Origin of the sequence: Moritella sp. F3 (assembly GCF_015082335.1) — a bacterium.
Lineage (GTDB): Bacteria > Pseudomonadota > Gammaproteobacteria > Enterobacterales > Moritellaceae > Moritella.
Map to the genome: position 1 here is coordinate 448,334 of NZ_BLRL01000002.1, position 20,864 is coordinate 469,197.

The 20,864-nt window shown below is 35.1% G+C and carries 20 protein-coding genes; 6 read left to right on the top strand and 14 right to left on the bottom strand.

Annotated elements, in window-relative coordinates:
• The first annotated feature begins 68 nt into the window (after positions 1 to 68).
• A complete protein-coding gene (locus JFU56_RS05170; RefSeq protein WP_242065864.1) occupies positions 69 to 1,277 on the top strand; it encodes an EAL and HDOD domain-containing protein in 1,209 nt (402 codons plus the stop codon).
• An 82-nt stretch (positions 1,278 to 1,359) separates the two neighbouring features.
• Here JFU56_RS05170 and JFU56_RS23020 read toward each other — a convergent pair whose 3' ends face one another.
• The 4 genes from JFU56_RS23020 to JFU56_RS05185 form a co-directional block, all read right to left on the bottom strand.
• On the bottom strand, positions 1,360 to 1,527 hold the full coding sequence (locus JFU56_RS23020) for a hypothetical protein (protein ID WP_242065865.1): 168 nt from the start codon (positions 1,525 to 1,527) through the stop codon (positions 1,360 to 1,362).
• A 161-nt stretch (positions 1,528 to 1,688) separates the two neighbouring features.
• On the bottom strand, positions 1,689 to 2,066 hold the full coding sequence (locus JFU56_RS23025) for a hypothetical protein (protein ID WP_242065866.1): 378 nt from the start codon (positions 2,064 to 2,066) through the stop codon (positions 1,689 to 1,691).
• Between the two features lie 143 nt (positions 2,067 to 2,209).
• Positions 2,210 to 3,184, bottom strand: a complete 975-nt coding sequence (locus JFU56_RS05180; protein ID WP_198436200.1) for a phospholipase D family protein — start codon at positions 3,182 to 3,184, stop codon at positions 2,210 to 2,212.
• A 391-nt stretch (positions 3,185 to 3,575) separates the two neighbouring features.
• Entirely contained in the window at positions 3,576 to 3,875 is a 300-nt protein-coding gene (locus tag JFU56_RS05185) for a hypothetical protein (protein WP_198436201.1), read from the bottom strand.
• A 199-nt stretch (positions 3,876 to 4,074) separates the two neighbouring features.
• Here JFU56_RS05185 and JFU56_RS23030 point away from each other — a divergent pair, with 199 nt between their 5' ends.
• Together JFU56_RS23030 and JFU56_RS05195 are read left to right on the top strand one after the other, a co-directional pair.
• The gene (locus JFU56_RS23030) at positions 4,075 to 5,061 is read left to right on the top strand and encodes a hypothetical protein (RefSeq protein WP_242065867.1); all 987 of its coding nucleotides are present in this window, start codon (positions 4,075 to 4,077) and stop codon (positions 5,059 to 5,061) included.
• Positions 5,062 to 5,119: 58 nt separating this feature from the next.
• A complete protein-coding gene (locus JFU56_RS05195; protein ID WP_198436202.1) occupies positions 5,120 to 5,434 on the top strand; it encodes a hypothetical protein in 315 nt (104 codons plus the stop codon).
• A 162-nt stretch (positions 5,435 to 5,596) separates the two neighbouring features.
• On the opposite strand, the gene JFU56_RS05200 is transcribed toward JFU56_RS05195, so the two are convergent.
• The 7 genes from JFU56_RS05200 to JFU56_RS05230 all read right to left on the bottom strand — a co-directional run bounded on the left by JFU56_RS05200 (position 5,597) and on the right by JFU56_RS05230 (position 12,554).
• Positions 5,597 to 5,992 (bottom strand): group I intron-associated PD-(D/E)XK endonuclease, encoded by a 396-nt coding sequence (locus JFU56_RS05200; RefSeq protein ID WP_198436203.1) that lies wholly within the window; start codon positions 5,990 to 5,992, stop codon positions 5,597 to 5,599.
• Positions 5,993 to 6,422: 430 nt separating this feature from the next.
• Positions 6,423 to 7,247: a hypothetical protein gene (locus JFU56_RS05205; protein ID WP_198436204.1), complete on the bottom strand. Its 825-nt coding sequence runs from the start codon at positions 7,245 to 7,247 to the stop codon at positions 6,423 to 6,425.
• Between the two features lie 318 nt (positions 7,248 to 7,565).
• Positions 7,566 to 8,420, bottom strand: a complete 855-nt coding sequence (locus JFU56_RS05210; protein WP_198436205.1) for a toll/interleukin-1 receptor domain-containing protein — start codon at positions 8,418 to 8,420, stop codon at positions 7,566 to 7,568.
• A 155-nt stretch (positions 8,421 to 8,575) separates the two neighbouring features.
• Positions 8,576 to 9,760, bottom strand: a complete 1,185-nt coding sequence (locus JFU56_RS05215) for a hypothetical protein (protein WP_198436206.1) — start codon at positions 9,758 to 9,760, stop codon at positions 8,576 to 8,578.
• Positions 9,761 to 10,633: 873 nt separating this feature from the next.
• Positions 10,634 to 11,209 carry a hypothetical protein gene (locus JFU56_RS05220; protein ID WP_198436207.1) on the bottom strand — a complete coding sequence of 192 codons (576 nt, stop codon included), beginning with the start codon at positions 11,207 to 11,209 and terminating at the stop codon, positions 10,634 to 10,636.
• A gap of 61 nt (positions 11,210 to 11,270) precedes the next feature.
• Positions 11,271 to 11,624 carry a hypothetical protein gene (locus JFU56_RS05225; protein WP_198436208.1) on the bottom strand — a complete coding sequence of 118 codons (354 nt, stop codon included), beginning with the start codon at positions 11,622 to 11,624 and terminating at the stop codon, positions 11,271 to 11,273.
• A gap of 3 nt (positions 11,625 to 11,627) precedes the next feature.
• Positions 11,628 to 12,554, bottom strand: coding sequence for a viperin family antiviral radical SAM protein (locus JFU56_RS05230; protein ID WP_198436209.1), 927 nt, complete (start codon positions 12,552 to 12,554; stop codon positions 11,628 to 11,630).
• Between the two features lie 137 nt (positions 12,555 to 12,691).
• Here JFU56_RS05230 and JFU56_RS05235 point away from each other — a divergent pair, with 137 nt between their 5' ends.
• Together JFU56_RS05235 and JFU56_RS05240 are read left to right on the top strand one after the other, a co-directional pair.
• Positions 12,692 to 15,412, top strand: coding sequence for an ankyrin repeat domain-containing protein (locus tag JFU56_RS05235; RefSeq protein WP_198436210.1), 2,721 nt, complete (start codon positions 12,692 to 12,694; stop codon positions 15,410 to 15,412).
• Between the two features lie 303 nt (positions 15,413 to 15,715).
• Positions 15,716 to 17,107 carry a hypothetical protein gene (locus tag JFU56_RS05240; protein WP_198436211.1) on the top strand — a complete coding sequence of 464 codons (1,392 nt, stop codon included), beginning with the start codon at positions 15,716 to 15,718 and terminating at the stop codon, positions 17,105 to 17,107.
• Positions 17,108 to 17,206: 99 nt separating this feature from the next.
• On the opposite strand, the gene JFU56_RS05245 is transcribed toward JFU56_RS05240, so the two are convergent.
• A complete protein-coding gene (locus JFU56_RS05245; RefSeq protein WP_198436212.1) occupies positions 17,207 to 17,833 on the bottom strand; it encodes a hypothetical protein in 627 nt (208 codons plus the stop codon).
• A 340-nt stretch (positions 17,834 to 18,173) separates the two neighbouring features.
• On the opposite strand from JFU56_RS05245, the gene JFU56_RS05250 reads away from it, so the two are divergent.
• Positions 18,174 to 19,013, top strand: a complete 840-nt coding sequence (locus JFU56_RS05250; RefSeq protein WP_198436213.1) for a DUF6685 family protein — start codon at positions 18,174 to 18,176, stop codon at positions 19,011 to 19,013.
• Positions 19,014 to 19,094: 81 nt separating this feature from the next.
• On the opposite strand, the gene JFU56_RS05255 is transcribed toward JFU56_RS05250, so the two are convergent.
• Together JFU56_RS05255 and JFU56_RS05260 are read right to left on the bottom strand one after the other, a co-directional pair.
• A complete protein-coding gene (locus JFU56_RS05255; protein WP_198436214.1) occupies positions 19,095 to 19,409 on the bottom strand; it encodes a hypothetical protein in 315 nt (104 codons plus the stop codon).
• Positions 19,410 to 19,417: 8 nt separating this feature from the next.
• The gene (locus JFU56_RS05260; protein ID WP_198436215.1) at positions 19,418 to 20,851 is read right to left on the bottom strand and encodes a TnsD family Tn7-like transposition protein; all 1,434 of its coding nucleotides are present in this window, start codon (positions 20,849 to 20,851) and stop codon (positions 19,418 to 19,420) included.
• Positions 20,852 to 20,864 lie beyond the last annotated feature (13 nt).

Sequence of the window (20,864 nt, forward strand, 5' to 3'; positions counted from 1 at the left end):
GTTTTTTGATTAAAACGGTGTAATAATACCCAGTACGACAGGGGGCAATATAAAATAGGTAATAACACATGTATTCATACGTAGCCAGACAACCGATCTTAGATACCGATAAAAATACGATTGGTTATGAACTGCTATTTAGAGATGGTCCAAAAAACTCGTTTCCCGATATGGACGCAGAGCAAGCAACCAGTCGCTTGCTATCAGAGCAGTTTATGAATTCATGTGGCAATACGACAGGGAATAAACTTGCTTTTATCAACTTTCCATACAGCAGCTTAATTAGGCTCATCCCAACGTTACTCCCCAAAGATAAACTTATTGTTGAGATTCTGGAAGATTGCGAACCGACAGATGAACTGTTAAAAGCGGTAATAATTTTGTCTAAAAAAGGCTACAAACTGGCCCTCGATGATTTTATCCCTGACTCTCGCTGGGAGCGTTTTCTACCTTACATCGATTTTATTAAGTTTGATATCCAAGTTTTCCCACTCGCTGAGGCAAAGTCTTTTATTCATCGCCATCTCAATTATAAGATCAAATTCTTAGCTGAAAAAGTAGAAACCTACGATGAATTTAAACAGGCGAAAAAAATTGGTTTTGATTACTTTCAAGGTTATTTTTTTAGTAAACCAGAGATGTTACAACAACGAATAATTGAACCATCAGAACTAGTCACATTACAATTGTGCAAAGAAATATCGAGCCCGGAACTTAACTATGCTGCTATAGAGAAATTGATAGCCAGCGATGTAACCCTATCTTATAAACTACTTAAATATGTAAATGAATCATCTGTCATTATTAAAGCCATCACCTCATTTAAACATGCTCTTATTTATCTAGGGCATGATAAGTTGCGCCTATTTATTTCTTTAATGACAGTCGCTCATGCCAACCAACATAAACCTCAGTATCTATATGTTCTATCTATCCAGCGAGCGAGAGTTTGTGAACTGCTAGTTACTAAAGGATTATTTAAAATAGAGCCTAGCCAAGCCTTTTTAATGGGAATGTTCTCTTTGCTGGATGCTTTACTGGATCAACCTATGTCTCAGCTCCTAACCAATTTACCTCTCAGTGACGAACTTAAATTGGCATTGAACGAAGGTAAAGGAGATCTTGGAAACCTGCTTAATGCAGTGAAATGTTACGAGGAAGCCGATTGGAAACAAGTAAATCATTATTGTAACGTACTCGGTATTTCAGAAGAACACTTTGCTTGTCAGTATACTGAGTCTGTCAAATGGAGCGATAATTTCACAATCGATAGTTGAGTGGATTAATAACTGAACTATGCTATTTTGCAGTTATAACTGCTCTATAGTGGGATAGCTAATTTGGCCACAAACTAAAGGGTTAAAACCACTGCGCATAACGCATGAATGGCGCTAACACTTCGCCATTATCCAAGACCCGCTTTTTGTCTTCCTGTAATACATAATCATACAAGTGACCGCCGTCATCACTGATTGGCACATACTGATAGCTGTTACCGTATATCTGGTTATATTTTTTCGCTGCCATACTGTGTGGCACTTTCAATACATTGCCTTGGAGTTCCTCGCTGTATTCGGTGAACTTTTCAGTATACGAACCGATGCCAAGGATGTGCCCCATTTCATGGAGGATGTTGGCTTTAAACTCGACCTGATCAGAGCCTTGTTCGTAGGTATGATCACCGATAACTAAGGTACCGCTGGTTGGTATTTCGTACTCACCGATTGTTCTTCAGAATCAGGGCCTGCGTAACCATTACCGTCATTCATTTCTGCAACCGAGATCCGCATGCGGATGGTGTGCAGTGGTTTACCGTCAACGCCGACTAATGCCGTTAACCATTGGTTGGCTGCCTCGATATAAGGTTGCTGCAATGCTTCATTCCACATCAATTCTCTGCCGCCCTCGAGGTATAGTTCATCTTCGAATTCGAGCTCGAAAGTTAATGCACCGTTAGTGACTGTTTTAACAACGTTGCTCGCTTGCGCGGTATGAGTGCAAGCCGTTAAATACAGGGCGGCAGTGACGGATAATATTGCAGAGTTTTTCAGTGTAAAAAAGGGCATAAAGTGGTTTCCCTAAATCGAGAGGATGTTGATCGATTATAGGGATTAATATATTTATGAGTGTAAGGGTTTGTATGGGGGTAAACTTAAGCTTATTTATCGCCAATTGTTAGAATAAAAGCCGTACATAGAATATTAATCTCTTACTCCATACTTTTATTCACAGCGTCAACCCAATCGGTAAGAGGAATTAGAAACGCCTCATTAGTACGGTAGTTTTTATGATTCAACACGACGTCTTTATTATTTTTAAGTAATCGCTGATCTTCAGCTGTAATCTTGATGCCCATAAAGTCACTTTCTTTTGTACAAATCTTTATAGAGCTAACAGAACCATCTGCTGTTTTAAACTCATAAGCTTGTGGTTTTAACGGAGTAAAGTAAATACCGTCAATATCAAAACCATTTTTAGGACCTAACCCCACGCTAATAAGATCAGCACCATCAGGTAATTCATCCCAATCCTCATAAAACTCTGGTGTTGAACCATAGCTTTTAGCGAGTTCGTCTGCTTTTTCACATGCCTCTTTTGATGCTTCATCTCGATAAAATGCCAGATAAATCCTTCTATCACTCAAGAATGAAATATCTTTATTTATCAGATCGGCAAGTGATTTAGCGGTCGAGTTAGTCCCCCTTACTCCACGAGAAAAAAGCCACTTTTCCTTGGCTAGAACAATATCGTTTTCATCAATAAAATGTGATTGGTCCCAAGTGATAGCATACCAAGTTCTCGCATCTTCAATCGCTTCATTATGCGTTGTTAATAAACCAGTTTCTTCCCAACCATTTATTTCACTATCTTGAAGACATAAACCATTAGCAGACAAGTTGGCAGATCCTGTAATCAAGGTACTTCCATTTAAAAGTAACTTCGCATGTAAACTTGGTAGGCTTTTAATATTTACATTTTTCAACGCCATTAATTTCTCAACAACAAAGGGATTGCATGCCCCACTCTCTAAATTACAAATAATGTTTATCTGATGACTGTTAGATTTTTCAAAAAGTTTAAAACTAGCCTCACCTAAAAATGCCACAGCTACATACGATTTATCACATTTAGACAAAAATTTATTAATTTCTACACTGTAATTATCACGATAAAGAAACTTCATACTTAACCTTATTATTTGATATTGAATGCACTATTTAACAACGTGTTAAGTAATATTATATTACACCGTAGTAATGTACTCAGTAAAATTTAACAATCATGCCTTACTAAATCATCATTATGTGATTTTTTTCTCTTTAGTTAACCTACTAATCTCAGTCCACTTTTGGGTTTTCATATGAGCTATCGATTTAGATTTTGCCTCACCTTTTGTATCAGAACTTACAAACTCGAAGTGCAAATCATTAAGGCTATTAAAACGACGAGCCCATGATGATCATTTCAAACATGTCTAATTCCAATTGTTTTATGACATATAAAAGCACACTATATGCCATACAAGATACAAATAGACTCTTCACGATTAAAGAATCAGTTTAAAGCTAGGACGACTACTCTTCCGTGTACTTTCTAAGTTGTGGACCCGCCATCCAATCCATAACCATATCAAAAATACCTGCATCATCACCCAATATGATTCTCGGAGGATTAGCGCATACGCTTTTAATCTTCGCATCTAGAAACTGCTGGTCACGTACATTCCACACTCTGACTCGGTCTTGCTCTTCTAACCGACTAATATTTAACTTCCACGTATCGACCCAACCATCATTCAGCATATCTTGAAGATCTCTGTAACCTGCATTTTCCACATTTGCATTAGACATTTTCACGTTAACAATCTTAATCATTGTATCTTCCCATAGTGTAATAAAACAGATTTCAGGTTCTAAACATCCAAATACGATACACACAAACAACCTAATTAGCAACGATAAACGAAAAGATTTTATCTTTGGATAAATATATCCACAACTTTAACTCAAATAAGCTCTTTTACATTATTCATTGGTATAGTATGATTAGCTCAAGTTCATTGGAGGATTAACAATGCCTGTAAATTTTAACGACCCTATAGTTCAATGTAGTTTTAGCGTAACAAGTTGGAAACGATATCAGAGGGTATGCAAAGAGATTCACATTAATGCAGCGCCGTATTTTTGTGATTTTTTATCGCGTGAATTGGTCACGATTGAAGAACAAGTCGAAGTAAATAAATCTAGAGATAAAAAAAAGGGCAATATCGAATATTTTGAATATAAGCTAAACACTGCCGAAAAAAATGTAGCAAAAATACCGATGAAAAAATCTCTGGTTGATAATTTAAATCGTATATCAGATCATTTAGATATTAGCAGAGACGTAATCATTGAAGAGGTTCTCAGTTTAATCTTAGATTACGACAGTGCAGGATTTGAGTCTGATACTCAGCTTGATATTAGTAGCAACAACGTAGATGAATGGGGATGGTTCGAATCAAAAGCAGAGTTCAGCTTAAACAACTCATGTTTATTTTCTCCTCTCCGTTTAGCGTATGTAGGCTTTAAAAATCCTCATTTATATAGTTCACTATTAGCAATTAAAGGAGAAAATATAACAGGGGCATCCCCACAAGAAGTATCTAAATGGTATGAAGAAATGGGGCAGAATGGTATCAATTACGATGAGAGTAAATCATTTATAAGTTTATTCGCAGAGAAACATAACTTATCTATGGACTCAGACATAATCAAAGATCTTATGTCATCCAATATAAAATCATCATCATCAATAATGAATGTTTACCGAGTAACATTTCCTGATGGCACTGTGTATATAGCAGCAAAAAAAGCTAAACCAGAAAGTGCAGAAAAAAGTCTCCGATGGGCAAAGAAAGCTGCTAACTCTAGACGTCCACTTGTTGCTGCATACTTAAAATCTGATGGCGAATCACATATCGAAACACTGCATACAGGTTTAGAAAAAGAAGAAGCCTTACGCTTAAAAGCAAACTATGTAGAAGAAGCAAAAGCTAACAAATTAAACGTTATTTATTGAAAATAATTTACTAACCTAACCACGTGAAAATAGCTAAATAAGAAAAGGAAAATAACAAATGAGATGGGATCATTCAACTCGCGTTAAAATGTACTCTCTGCTAGTAAAAGAATCAGGGATAAGCCCAAGAAATGGTTCGTCACCTGAACGTGAAGTTAGACTTGAAGTTGCTCAACAGATTGGCTGCTCTTTATCCGCTTTAGATGCCCAGATAAATAATGTAAAGATGGACATATGTTGCTCTGAAGGTAACGAAAGAACTTATAGTTTTAATGTACATGCAGCGCTAGAAGCTGGATTCATTACACTTAAAAGCGAGCAACGAAGAGAAGCTATATATGGTAAGTTTTTAATTCCAATGCAAGATTTATAACGATTCATCTTAAGCTAACATTTAAACATCTCGTTTACAGTGCCAATACGTAAAAATAGCAATATTGGCACGATAGTTCGCATTAACGGTAACAACTGAATCTGCTTCAATTACATATAGAAACGTACTGACCTCGACAACATGATTTGTAGAATCCAATATCTAAATCCGATTAAAGGCTTCGATAAAGTCCTCAGGATCCTGATGAAAGCGGATGCCAGCAGCTGAGTTCAGTCGTTTACGTCTCTGCATAAAGGGCTTTAAGATATAACCCCAGTTATCTTCCCTAGAGAAATAAATCACGTAATCAATCTTTGCATCGCCCCATCTATTTTCCACAACATGAGATTCATCATGAGACTCAATTGTTTTGACTTGGATGCGATAAAAGTTATTACCATCACTTACCAGTAGGTCGGTTTTCATATCATGATCAATAATCGGAAAGAAGACCTCCCAGCCATCGAAAGTAAACCAACTGGCGGTAAGGGTCTCAAACGAAACTTGTTTGTAGTGCTGAAGTGCGGGATCTGGGCGAAGTGCATTTTTTACGGGCATAATTGTATCCAATATAAAATTGATGCCGCACTCCGGTAGGGACCTCTGTGTGCGAGCCGGGTTTCCGTATGGAATAACCCACAATTTAATATCACCATACAACCGTGTGGTTTGTATCTAATAGAAAAGGCTGCCAGCCCTGCAATCCCACTTAAGGTATCATGCATTAATTCTACTATCAGACTTTAAGCCTGTGATAAAGATTAAGTTAAATTTAGCAGAGATTATGACTGTAGGCAAAAATATAGATATATTTTTTATTGTATCAATCGAGGTCTAGCCCCTTCCTCGACTAGGTAAAGGGGCAATAAATCAGTTGATTATTCAAAATAAAAAGAAAAACAATGGCGATATAAGCACCTAAATAACTGATCAAACTTAGGGGCCTAAAATAAAGCAAGTTGAAATACAAAAATTAATCTCGTCTTTATTACTTACTTACAGTGAGGTTTCCAGCTTTAATTTTCCCCATTCTTTTTTCAAAATACTTTAGATCTGATGGCTCTATATCTGTTTTCAAAAGTGATTTCAGTTCAGCGTTAAACGGATAATACCCGCCATTAACATAACCAAAACCTCCAATGTAAATAGCCTCTGGGTTTACTTCGCTAGTTACAGTATATGCATAACCATCAAAATCATATTCAGATAGCATTCTTAAAACCTCAACTTGAGTATTAAAATCGACTTCCCTACTGAATGATAAATGATTAACCTTAGGTACATTATCCGTATTTTTGGTCCCAAATATTTTATTTATAGGGATGTTATTTTCCTTTAATTCTTTTTGGATTTTGTAAAAATCAGGTAAGTAATCGCAAAGAGCAATTTTGTAATGAGGGGACCACGCATATCTTTTTTCTACAACAGGGTTTTCTTTGGGAAAAACAGCCTCAACCTTCAACTCTGAAAGGCTCATTAATTCAGATTTAATATCTAAGATTGAAGACAGTATATGTTCATTTTTAGAGATAGACACATATTCACTTGTACTTTTATCAAGGTACTGAGAATAGTATTCGTCCTCTTGAAGTTGTGGCCTAAATTTCGTTTGTAGAAGAAAGATTGCACCTAGAAATATAGGTACATTAATCACTGAAGCAATGACTAAAGTTCCTTTTAACCAAGTTGGTTCACCTATTCCAACCGCTGTACTTAAAAAAGTTCCGTTAACTAATATTAAGCCAACAAGCCAAGCAGCTACCAGCTGTATAGGCTTGGTCACTTTGCTTGGTTCAATTTTTTGAGTGCTCATTTAATTCCCATAATTTGATACAATCCGAACAGAGTGTTTACATAAAATTATCTATGTAACATTAATAATCAAAAGATACTCACGTACGTCCCCTCATATTTACGAATGTTAATTACGCTCTAATGGATTAAAAGTGATGTGATAATTTTGCACTAAATTTGTGGATGGATGTTTCAGCTAAAATAAGCCTAAAACATCTATTTTATCAAGTAACGCCGCATTAAGATCTGAATAACGCCATTGCACCGTAAACACGAAGCCCAACCTTGAACTGAAAATATCAAGCGCTAGGAATCACTCTTAAATGCTTTGTTAGCTTTATGCTCTCAGCGCACTAATCAACTTATCAATTTGTTTTTTATAGCTTTCACCATCAGGATTAGCATTGATTATGACTCGGGATCTTAATTGTTCAGCTATATCAGGGCGCTCGGGGTTCCACTCATTAAAAACAAAGTTGTCTAGGGTTACTGGTATTAGTATGTCAGTACCACCCTCTTTTGCCTCTCGCTCAAGCACCCTTTCGATTTCATTTAGCACACCAGCCCTAGTCAGTGATGCTTCCGAGCATATCAACAAGACTTTATCATGTTGATTCACCCCTTCATGCATCATACGGTGTAACTTTTGTCCAGGGATTGAATCATCAGGAAAAAACCAAGTAGGAATACCATGAGATTTCAGATTAGAGTTTAGCCTTGATACTGCTTCTTCATCAGGCCCCCCATAAGATATAAAGATACTCTTATACATATTACTCTCTTCAATCACCTCTACTTGAAGTCCAAAATGTTCAAACTCATTAATAATTTGTTCAGCAGACACTTTTAAAGTGTCGGTATACAGACGAACTTTAGGAGATAAAGGAAGTTTAGCTGTATTAATAGAACTTCTTGTAGGGTTTATATTATTACTAATATTCATCTCAACTGATAACATTTCGGCGAAAATCGTATCAATATTCTGAGCAATTGACGCTGTTTCTCCGAACCCGCCCAATTCAGGGACTGCTAGCAATCTGTATTTGACACCAATATCTGGTTCTATAGCAAGGTGCCCATGCAGTATCTTTTCTACTTCTTGCGTAGCTAGATTAGTCAAAGGAATATCATGTGATGCAACAATTGCTCTAGGATGTTGCTTTTGGAGGTACTTAGACGATCTTTCTTTCATATAAATTCCTGCGTAAATGTACCAATAGAGCTAACACCTAATTAAGCAGACAAAAATAGTGTAGCGAAAATATAGCCAATTGTTTTTGTTCCGTTTAAATTTCTTGTTAGTCCTTGAACTGTTAAAACGCCAAGCGTTGGGAGTCACACCTATTCTTAACCGTCGGTAATTTCTTTTTTGTTTTTCTTACAAATAGCAATTATCGCTTGAATCTCTTCATTCCCAACTGATTTATAACGTTCAATTATCTCATTATAAACTTTAAGGGCTAAGAACTTATTACTATTATTCTCCAAGATAATAGCTTTGAAGTGCATAGCTTTTACAACAGTTACCATTATCTGTTCATTTTCGTCAGACAGATACTCTGAGATCAAATCATCTAGGTAGCTAAAAGTACTTTCGTTCGGATGATCTTTATCAAAAGGGTAGCGGTTCATTGCAATTGTAAACAAGGTATTCGCCCTATCATAAGGGGCTAGATTCGATGCTACTTGAGATAATTTTTCGTCATAGGAGGAAGCTAAATCCTTACGCTTAATAGCTAAATATGAATTAATTATTATTTGTAGAGCTTCAATCCTAGAGCGATTATTTACAACTTCTTCTAACGCGAACTTTGCATGTAATATTGCATCTGCAAAATCATGCTGCTGGTATTTATCAATTGCAACTTGGACGTTCTCATTTAACTCCTCATCTTGAAGAGGTGCTCTACTAGGATCCAAACGCAAGTTGGAGACTTTTTTCACGTTAATGAAATGTTCTTCTGTTGATAAAAAGTATTTTTCTGCATTGTCTCGCAACTTCTCAATCTCATCGACGTACTGTTGAGACTCTTCTTTTAGCAGTCTAGGCGCCTCTTTATTTAGCCACTCTGCATGATTCTTTCTGGTCTCACTGACTATATCTTCAAGCTTTCTATAATGTAGGTAACCAATAAAGAAGATGATAAAGGTAAAAAGTACTCCCCAACCTGTACCAACCCAAGAAAATAAGTTAGCCCATTGGCTAATACTATTTTCTGCTGAAATTATACGATCAATAAGATATTTTTCAGACACACTTAATTCTTGCTTTGTAGCTAGGTTCTTAAACCTGAGTAACTCTGATTCAATCACAGCGATACGAGACTCAAGTCTATACAAAGCTTCTTTATTATCAGAAGTAACAAAAACTGTTTTATTAGCATCTTTTAAGAACTGAACATCATTCGATAATTCAGATACTTTGTGAGCCAGATGGACAGACTGTTTTATAATGCTTTCTTTGATTAGGTCTTGAGATATTGAACTAAATGAAATCAGAACCAAAATAAATAATAAAAATTGCTTTCTCATAGTACTCCTAATTAGTAAACATAATGCCCTGCTAACAGGCAGAAAATAGCTGGTTAAAATTAGCGATGAAGGGCTAATCCAACTGTTTTTTGTCCTTGTTAAACAACTGTTATGTTTATTAACTACAGTGTTTTTTCATATAATTTAAAGTTTGCTCTGGCATACCTGTAGCACCGCAAGAACATTTAAATTCTTTTGATAACGAATTTGCAGCGCAACGTTGACCTGAACAATGGTCCTTATCACACAAACAGCTAACATGCCCAGAACCTTGAGCTTCAGAATCACACGTTGTACATTTTATTAATTGATCCATTTATTTTCCCCGTATGAATTTCTTGTTCCGTTTATAGTTTTGCAACGTATTTTATTTCAACTGCGCCAGAAGGAATTTAAACATCAATGAAAAATAAGATAAAACATCAATCTGACATTTAAACCTATTCTGAAATAGTCTGCAGTCCTGTTATTTATTATTTAAGTCTTATCAATTTTCAATAAGCCTTCATATACGGCTGATTCTATTGGATTTTTAATTTTAATAAAAGGGAAGTAAGACTTTTACCTGACAAACTGAGACTTAATGTTAGAAACAAATAATATTATATAAAACCATAATTTATTATTTCAAAAGTCGGCACTTTGGCGGCATAGGATGAGTTGTCTTGGATACAAAAAAGCGAGCCCTACTTTCGCAGGACTCGCTCTAATCACTTCATGTCTTTAACGCTTTAACACGCTAAATCAATGTAGTGGTGTATTTGAATTTTAGACAAAGTAATCTTGAAACCCGCATTAAGCACCACTCACAAAAAACCTATCATGCATTCTAATTTTGGACAAAGATAAGTACCTAAATTATTAAATATTTTTCTAGCAGGTTAGTTTCGTTTTTTCTATGAAATCACACCCTGCAAGTATTGGTTCATAATGAAAAACATAGCCATCAAGCTGTGTCATACCATATCCATAGAGTTCCGCGGCATATACACCATCACTTAAATCTCGAAATAATGTTGCATCGAAAAACTGATAGTTTTCCAACATCAACCAGCAATGAACTTTCTGTGAACGAGAATCAGGGCCGACATCTAATTGTCTTTGTAATTCAGCTAAATCACATCCCATATGAGCATTTCCATTAACAATTACATCCCCAAAAATAATTTCACTTAAATAACCATTACGCGCAAATATCTCTTTTAGCTGAGTATGAACATATAAACACCCACCCGATAGATGATCATAATTTAAGATTGGTTGCACAGTATCTATAATCTCAAACATTCGTTCAAAATCGTTCTTACTTAAGGGTCTATATTTTAAGTGGCTAGGGGTTAAACCTACATCTTCAGATTGATCATATGCTGTTACTAATTTACGTCTATGCTCTGCATGATGTTCCATTATTTCATTAAACATATCTAAATTATCTTTAAGTTTAAGCATTTTATTACCCTGTAATACGACCTAACTAATCTGTAAACCAGTTAGATAAAAGAAAATTTAACTAATACTGACTCTTAGTTAAATGCCAGCCATGACCGTACTTACATTTATAGACTCTTAAATTAATGTACTGCTCGCTATAAATGATATCAGCTCGCGTGTTCGCTTCTTGCTTGGAACGATATGAATCCTTATGTAAACCACTTCCATCAGTACACTCACTACATTTTGTACTAGGTGTCTGCCTACTTGATGGAGATAAATGCCAATATTTACATTTATTACACTCATAAGGGACTAAGTCATTTCCATAACGTTCTTTAGAAAAATCCGCTGCACACTGAGCTTCTGGCTCACTAAAATATTGGCTAAGTGGTTGAGCAGACATTTTTCCAACACATGTTTCACTTTTCATATTTTAAGCCTCCACTAGCATTGATGTGTCAGCTGGAAAATATCTAGCTATAAATGTTTCCTGATTGAAGTTTATCTGGCTAAGTGCTTTTTCAACACCAATGTCATTAATAAACTCACTATATCGATAACCTGCATTATCATGGCCGTTTTGGTAAAAACACCCTTTAGGGTCAATCATTAAATATGACTCAGTCATCGCCGTATTAGATTCAGCATAAATGGGTAGTCCTAAGCTACTATGCTCTTTTACAAAATCATCAAACTGATTATCTGAGATTAAAAGCTCATTAGTACCGTACGGCATCACATGCAAAACTTTCCATTTATCAGGCTTCAATTCTGAGATAATTGTTGAAAAGTTTTCTTTCCAATTATGCTTATTTACGACTGTATTTATTTTAGTTTTAACTCCTCTTTGGTTACTTTTAATATCACGTAAAATTAACCTCAATCCTTCTGAGTCTAAAGATTCACCTTTCCTATTAACTCGTCCAATTTTTTCTCTTACTGCGTAGCTTTGACTATCAAAGCTGATGCCAATCATATCTAAAGAATTATTTGGCAGTTTAGTTTTATTCCTCAGTAAATAGTGTCCATTGGTTATTAGTGATGTTTTAAACCCTTTTTGTTTAGCAAGCATCAAAATAGTTGAAAATGCACTGCCTAACATCATTGGTTCACCACCAGCAAAGTTGATTCGAACATGTTCATATCTCAGATTTGACTTTAAAGGTGGTGTCCCTTTAATGAAGTAGTTTGCTAGTTTATCTAATAACTGTTCTACAGCGTCCAGAGAACGGTGTAACTCATTAGGTTTCCCCCACTTTGCAAAGCAATAGTCGCAACTATAGTTACAAGCCTCTGTTATATGCCAATTGATAACTAAATCATTTATTAATGAAGACGGTTTAATATTGCTAGTGCTCATCTTTAACTCCTTGTGTAGATAGAGTCAGTATCTAAAATACAGCTAAATACTTAAATGAAAAGTGACGTCCCCTCCCCACAACGTATGATAAAGTACTGTATTGATTATTATTAATGATGATTTAAAAAGGATTTATCATGGCTACATTTCCAACTTTCGAATCTGTACTTTTAGAGATTTCAACAGGCCTTGGCATTAAGACCGAATTGACGAGTAAAGCGAAAAGTAAGTTTAAGAATACAGAGATGTCGTTAGGTAATTTTTATGATACGTGGCAAAAAATAATATTAGAGATAGCCCATTTTTTTGATTTAGACGAAAATGTCACTAATGATTTACTTCAAAACATACAAAATGACTATGCTATTCACAAAGCTATCGAGACAAATGTATTCACATTCAAAGCAAGTAAAGAAAAAATCGTGTGGCATTACTTAGCTAGAGTTTTAATTCCAGCACTAGCAAGACACACCGTATTCTGGCAAATAGAGTCAAAGCTTGACGCTGGTATGCCTGGGGGTAAATTTTGGTATTTGCCATACTTAGACCCATCAAAAGAAGATCCAAAAGTCGAATTACCAATACCACAAGTTCTAAATTGGTTAATCGATTTAATTGAAAAACCAAAATCTAGTATCGCTAAAAATATCGAACATGATTTAAAAATACACGATATGACAGGCACAGTATTAAAAAATTTACACAACTGGTTAAAAGCTAAAAATACACCCGAAGTATCGAGTATAAACAACACATTTCCAGATGAAGTAAAAATTAAGTTTAATGGCTGTTTTCAGCCCAATTTTGCTCAGCCAGTATTTAACCAAGCAATCCAATTTGTTATAAAAAAAGGTCACACACCAGAAACTTTACAGCATGAGATTGCAATTACTAGTGATGATTTAAAAGCATATTTTCAGCACACTTGTAGTGAAGATCAAAAAGCGGATTTTGTTTTAAAAATACAAGAACGCTATCAAGCTCCAAGTACAAAAACCATCAGACAAAGGCTCATTGTTGCAAGAGCAACACAAAATGGCTATGAACGACTTGTAAAATTGATAACCCCTCACGTAGATAAATTAAATATCAACCCAGAAGAAAACAAAGCATTACAGCTCGTTAAAGTGTACGAACTTACCTATAATGAAACTCTAAAATCACACTTGGAGTTTTCTCATTTAGGTGAAAAAAACGAAAATAAAAATTTTACTCAAAACCTTCCTCCGTTCTTAAGACATGACCTATTGCTTTGCGTCGCGACTGAAAATTACGCCACAGTGCCATTAGTAGCTCCTCGCCTATCAAGCATTTTTTCTGATCCAACAACGACTCATAAAATTGATCATATATTTCCATACTCAAAAAATATGATGGAGGAAATAAAAATATCCTTTACGCAGTTCGCATCTAAACAACAACATTTAGATGAAAAAACGAGTGATTTAGTTAACTTATTACAGAAAAATAAAGCCCCATTTAAGAAATTACAGAGTATAGAGGAATTTCAAATAGTCCACGAAGCCTCGAAATACGATTACCCAAACAAAAATATAAAAGGGTTAATTTCGCAAAGACTAAATGAACTAGCGGTAACGCAATACCAAAAAATACAATCCATATTTGTCGAGCTTCATGAAATTTTCGTATCTAGTTCCTTCAATTTACAAAGCGAAAAAAAAGTAAAAGAATTGATATCATCAGCGAATCAAAATGACGAAGTTGTGTATTGGAAACCATTCATTTTAAAATATGAAGCCTATCATTTCATTGCGCAAAACAAATTAAAGGAAGCTGAAAAACTTCTCAACATAGCGATGGATGAGTGCAAAAAGTATAACTTTGCTTCTCTACGTGGAACCATAGCCAGAGATGCTTTTGCTTTAGCTATAGCAAACCAAAAACTAATCCCAAATAACCATGAAAAATATTATAGAGACATTATCTATTGGGGCGGTTTAGAAGATAATACAGAGAATAAGAAAACACCTGATTTTTTTGATATTTCGCGTGATCTTCATGAGTATTTCTGGGAATCTCTTTACCAATGTTATCCAAGTTATTCCCCACTTTTCTCCAGTTCATTGCAAGACCTAAAATCATTTTTACCTGATTTTCAACTAGTAGTGAAAGATCAACAACAGTTGAATTTTATACTAGAAAAACATAAGCATCTAAAATCTAAACAGCTTAAATCCCCTCAATCTGACAGTATTATTTTTCTATTAATAAAAATATCCTATGACATGAAGTCAAAGTTTAAAAACACTCAGCTACCAATCCCAGCGGATGTAATAGAAGAAGTAATTAGCGTATCTAACAAAACCCTATCAGCTGTCAGAGATATAATTAAAGAATGGCATCAAATTGTTGATATCTCAGATTTTAAACAGCAAACACCACTTATGTTAGCGGCTAATAATAAAGATGTAAGAACAGTTCAAGCTTTATTAGAAGCTAATGCAAACCCCAATTTACAAGATTTAAGAGGGCGCACGGCCCTTCATGCTGCCATGGCAAGTGGGTGTATAGATTCAGCAAAACTAATAATTAAACACGGTATTGACGCTAATATTACAACGATCGAGAACGCGACCGTATTACACACAGCAGTTAGAATGGGGAGTATTCAATTAACGAAACTGATACTTAGTCATTTTCCTGAATTGATTAATGCCAAAGATCATAATGATATGACTGCAACAGACCTAGCTTTTGAGATAGCGAATTGTAAACTTACATATCATATTTTAACAAACTTTTTAGCTAGTGAATCGAGGTCAACGGTCAGCCATAAATCTTATAAAGAACTGCTAAATTACCTGAATGATATAACTAACTCAGTTACTACAGCATAAAACAACACATAAAGAAGTGGCAGATTTCAACTGCTACTTTCATTTAAGGCTCATTGAGACTCCTGAGTACTCTTCTTAGAAAGACTACAACAATATTACTGCATTAGTTTTCAATATAACCAATTATAAAATTTTATGAAACTCAACATCTAGATTAAACAGTCAAACAACTCACTTTCAGCACAGTGCTATTTACCTTATTATTCATACTGTTAAGATTGTAATTCAATGTAAATTATTATTCACACATTTGGCCATTATTTCTCAACAATTAAGAAAACCATTAATCTAGAGGTATTAAAATTGCTACATTTAATAGATGAAATTAAAGAGCTTGGGTTCGTATATAGACCATCACAAAATTCTAATTATGACAAAACACTAAGATTGTTTAACAATGAAACTGAAGCATGCACATTATTCAGAAAATATCTTTTAACAATTCTAAAAAAAGTATCAACTAACTTTAAAGATAAGCAGTTTGGAACACATTCAAATAGTTTACATATTTATTTAGATGGTAAATCCATCTTTTCAGCAGAACCAAAGATCAAGTCTGAAACTTGTTTTTTCAACTTTGAAGTAAAAGCTAAAGTTTTAGAAAAATACCCCTTACTGAAAGGTATGATGGATAAAGAGTATGTTGAAAAACGACGTGAAACTCGTTGGTTAGCCGTGGATATGAAGAAGACATCGAAAATTAAGAATGCTATTGAAGACTTCTCAAAAGCGTTGTCTTTACCCATTTATTCAGAAATTAAAAACGAAAAAACTAGTCTTATTTCAAACTCTCAATTATTAGATTTATCTAACAAACCAAACATGCAGCAATGGTTTAATGAACATCCAAATAGCACTAAGCGAGTATTGGGTGTAGTTGAATATCTAATGAGTCACTTCGACATGGATAATGGTTCTTGTGTAGTCCATGATTATAAGGACAAACCACAATTTATTTTCAATAGTAGTAAAGCTGATAAATATACCGTTAGGGTATTTCCTAGGATTGATTTCGTTACAGTTACTTTTGCAGGACCTCCTTCATGGATAGAAAAACATAACGCAAAAGAATTTCAAGGAAATAGAGGAGGAAACCCTGATGCTGAGGTATCTAAAAATTATCGCGTTGACTTTAGAATACGAACCACAGATGACTTTAAAGATATAGAAACATTCTTAAATCATGGTGACGTGGCAAACTTCAATATTAAGAACAAAAGTATATGGATAGACACTTTTGATTGGAGCGGATTTAACGAAAAATTGAAACAAACAATATATACTCAAGAAGTGAGTGAACGACTCATCACACAATATGAGCAATTACTTGGAAATCATTTCGGTTACTGGCTATCGACACAAATAAATGAGGTGAAAAATATAATTAGAGAAGATAAGGCAGATAAAATAACACGGGAACAGGTAGACTTCAGTTTTAAACTGAAAGGTGCATTCATTGCTGCTGAGCTAAAATCAACTCGAAACGGGGCTGTGACTGTAAAGTCATGTATACGTAACGCTATTGGTCAATTACTCGAATATGCGCTTTATAGAGATGACAATGGATATGAACAACTATGGATTGTTGTTGATAAAAAGCCTAACAAAGTTGATGTCGATTATATAAATACATTGAAGAAAAAATACAATATCCCTTTGAAAATAGTTTATTTTGATGGCAATAAATTCATTTAAAACCAAATAGGGTCTCATTAATCAATTCAAACACAAAGTAATACAGACCCTAAGCCTAAAGGCTCTTTCGTTAGTAGGCTGTTACCTGACCTACTAAATTTAAGTCTTTATGATATCTGGTCCATTAATTGCGAGCAGTAATTTAAAATATTTGTCAGAGGATGGGTCATCTTTAGTCTCAGATACTACACAAAGTTCCCAGTCATCACTAAAAGCTTCTTTAGACATCCACTTATTACGTGCTTCTTGCATATTTTTAGCATCGCTCATCCATATAGAGGACAAGAGGACTCTGTATACTTTTTTAGCACTGCTTTTGCTAATTATAGATTCAGATTCATCGATTTGAATTAGTCGTTTTGAATCTCTGCTAATACTCTTCAGAGCTATTTCAGAGTTGTATTTACCGTTAGTTTTATATTGTCTAATTCTCTTAGCCTCAAGTATTACAATCGATTCTCTTGTTGTAATTTGAATTGCAGCATCTAACCTCGCAGGTCTTGCATTCTTTTTTCCTTTCTTTCCTTTTAAGCATTGAACTTCAAGCCAAGCTGATACATTTTCATATCCACAAATTTGCTTAATGGATTCAATGTATATACTTACAAGGTTTACTTCATGAATTCCGCCATGCCCTTTTCCAGGGAAATAATCAGACATCATTTTTGTATGAACTTCTAAAGCTTTTTCATTTGCATCTTTAAGAATCTTAATCACATCAGTCATATCTATCTCCACCCATATTTTTACGACCTTTAGGGTCTGACTACTCGTCACTGACGCCCCATTATCACTTGATAACAGTAATTTATATTGGTCTGAATTCGTTAACAGCCATAACAACACCATAAAAATGTCATCTGAAATTTGTTTTTTCTAACATATAACAACTAAGTCTTAGTGACTAAGACTTAGTTGTCTCCAAATTTGAACCGAGCCACCTACAAATATCTTTCACCACTATAACCTGAGCATGTCTTAAATAATCTGAGAATTCAGTCGTTCCCCAAATCGCTAATTTTTTAATGTATGGTTAAACACCTAATACTATAACGGAAATTTAAGAATGAAATTAGCATCGAATTCACTAATAAAAAAAATATTAACCACACTTACTGGAACAATCAAAATTGAGCCCGTAAATTTAAAATCGAGAATAGAGAAGGATCCAGAGTTAATACCTAAATCTCCCTTTCCAACCAGAACAATTGACTCAGGTAGTATTATCAAACTGCAAGATCTGAGAATTGAACGAGGTTATAAATACTCTCTAGACTACCCACATAATTACTCGTTAAGTATTAGATCTATAATAACGAGTAATATTATTGATTCATTTAGTTGTGATATTAGGGACATTGAGGGGCTATCTGCATCAAAATCAAATTTAAATGAATTTAAAACACTAGATGAATTTGCTCAAAAACGAACAAAAGATTATATATCAGAGATAACAAAAGATAGGTTAAATGAAAATTTGGCTCATAGGGGGATTCGTATTCTCCGTGGTTTTCAGTCAGATTATCTCGCTATACACGAATGGGACCCACGACTTTTCTATATAAATTGTGACGGGTCACACCATCTTGCAGCAGCTAGGTATATTGCAAAAAAACTAGATCACTCAGTTCCAATAAATGGAAAACTTCAACAATATAATTTCGATAAGATCGAATTAAAACGGCTACTAGATGATTTCAATGTAACCATTATTTCAAATCATGATTATAGACTCCTAAAAGAAATCGAATTATTTCGCGCAACATATCTAATTGCACCGCTTAATTACCGCAGTCATGAGGTGATTCTTCTGCCAAAAGATGAACTTCGCTCAACAAAGGTCTTTGATTTGCTAATTAAAAACAACGCATTTGATGGGAATACCTATTTGAAAAGATTCATTTAATATGTATATAGGTTCAGAGTAGTAACTGAGGGTAACAGATGAATAAGCCCTCAATTACCCGCCCGAGTCACTCAACGTAACCTAATCAAATCCATTCTTAATACAATCCAACTCAGAAGGTGATACACCCATCGATATAATCGCTAAATCATCATGCGCGATCCCCACTCGTTCACCACTCCCATGAAGAAGATAAGAACTGCCAGTGCGAGTATAAGCCTCTCTCTTCTCTGGGCTTATCTTAAGTAACCTAGACGTACATACATAATCACCAGTCTTAAACCTGCCTTGCTCATCGTGAATGACGATTCCCCAAAGAACCTTACCGATACGTTCTTCAAACAGCTTATCTTTGTACACATCAACAATGTACCAGTCTTTAATCTCAGTAATCATGCTAACTCCTATCGAACATATCTTTTATTACGGGGGATTTCAGTCGGTATATTCTGATATAACCACTCTTTTTCGTGCTTATACAACCATATGTAACTAGCAGCTCTCGCAAGCTTTATTTCATTTCTAGTCACATTTAGATTTGCTTGAACATAGTGAATTATTTGATTCTGATGGCGAGTAAAATCGGCAACATACCAGATACGCTTTCTTAGTAACTTGAGCTCTTGATGCTTAGTTAACACCTTCTCGATAGCTGCTACAGACAAATCAAATTCAGCGGCTACATCTTGTGTTTTCTCGCCAATAAAAAGTTTACGCCAGATAGCTCGTTCAATATTTTCATATACCTTTGATGGCCTGGTGTTAACGACAATGCCCTGCTGCTGAGCTTTTATTTTCAGGGTGCTAACTGTTGTAGAAAACATCTCAGCAACTGTGCGTAAGCTCTCACCTTGTTTCAAGCATGCTATTGCCTTACTCCATTGAGGCTCACTTTTAGTCATCCATTTTTTCTGAGGTATTTGAGGATCTAAATCAGCGGCATCACCTGGTAAACACTGACGGAAGTTGGACCAACTTCCAAAAAGGACATAGATCAGAAACAGATGTTTAAGCGGCTGATGATTACAATCGGAACGATAGAATAAACATTCAGGGTACTGTCCTTTTTGGGCCTGCACAGCCAAACGTTGAAATGCGGGTGAAAATTGAGATAACGCATTTAGTTTATCAAGTAAAAAGCTTTTCAGTAATTTTTGCCTTACTCTCCCAGTACTGGTTTGAAGCCCAAGCTCTCGCAACTGAAACACATATAGCGGATTAATATTATTTATCGTTAAATTTGATGAAATATCACTAAACTCATCAGCAATGAGGCTGCTTAACTCACGCTCCTCAACTATTCCTATTTCTTGCATGCAACTTAACTCTGGCAATAATACTTTAACAGAACGCCTTCTGACCCCATTTAAATGGCAGTAATGAATAGGACATACAGTAATACCAATGAGTTGATGTATTTTATGCCAATATGCTAGTCCATATTTCTCGTTGTCTGAAACCACGCACTGTGGACAATATTTTAGATACTGTCCTGATGCAATTCTATTTGCCACCATACCTAAATTGCTTTGCAAGCTCGCTGTGTGTCCAGATTTAAGTGCTTCAAAAGCTAATTTATAATCTTTTTCTAATAGAAATGGTTCGTAATAATGGAGGCTGGTCATCTGGTTAATTAACTCATTTAAACTAACACCAGATAGTTCTGAGAGCTGAGGCAAAAAGACAGGAAACTCATTAGTTGGTCTCGAACTATTAATACCAAACATCGGTAGTGTGTAGTAACGAAAACTTGAATGAGCGGCCTGAAGATGAAACCGGCATATCCAGCTAAAAATAGTTTCGTCAGGTAACGAATTAGGAAACAACATATCCGGCATGATTAAATCCCAC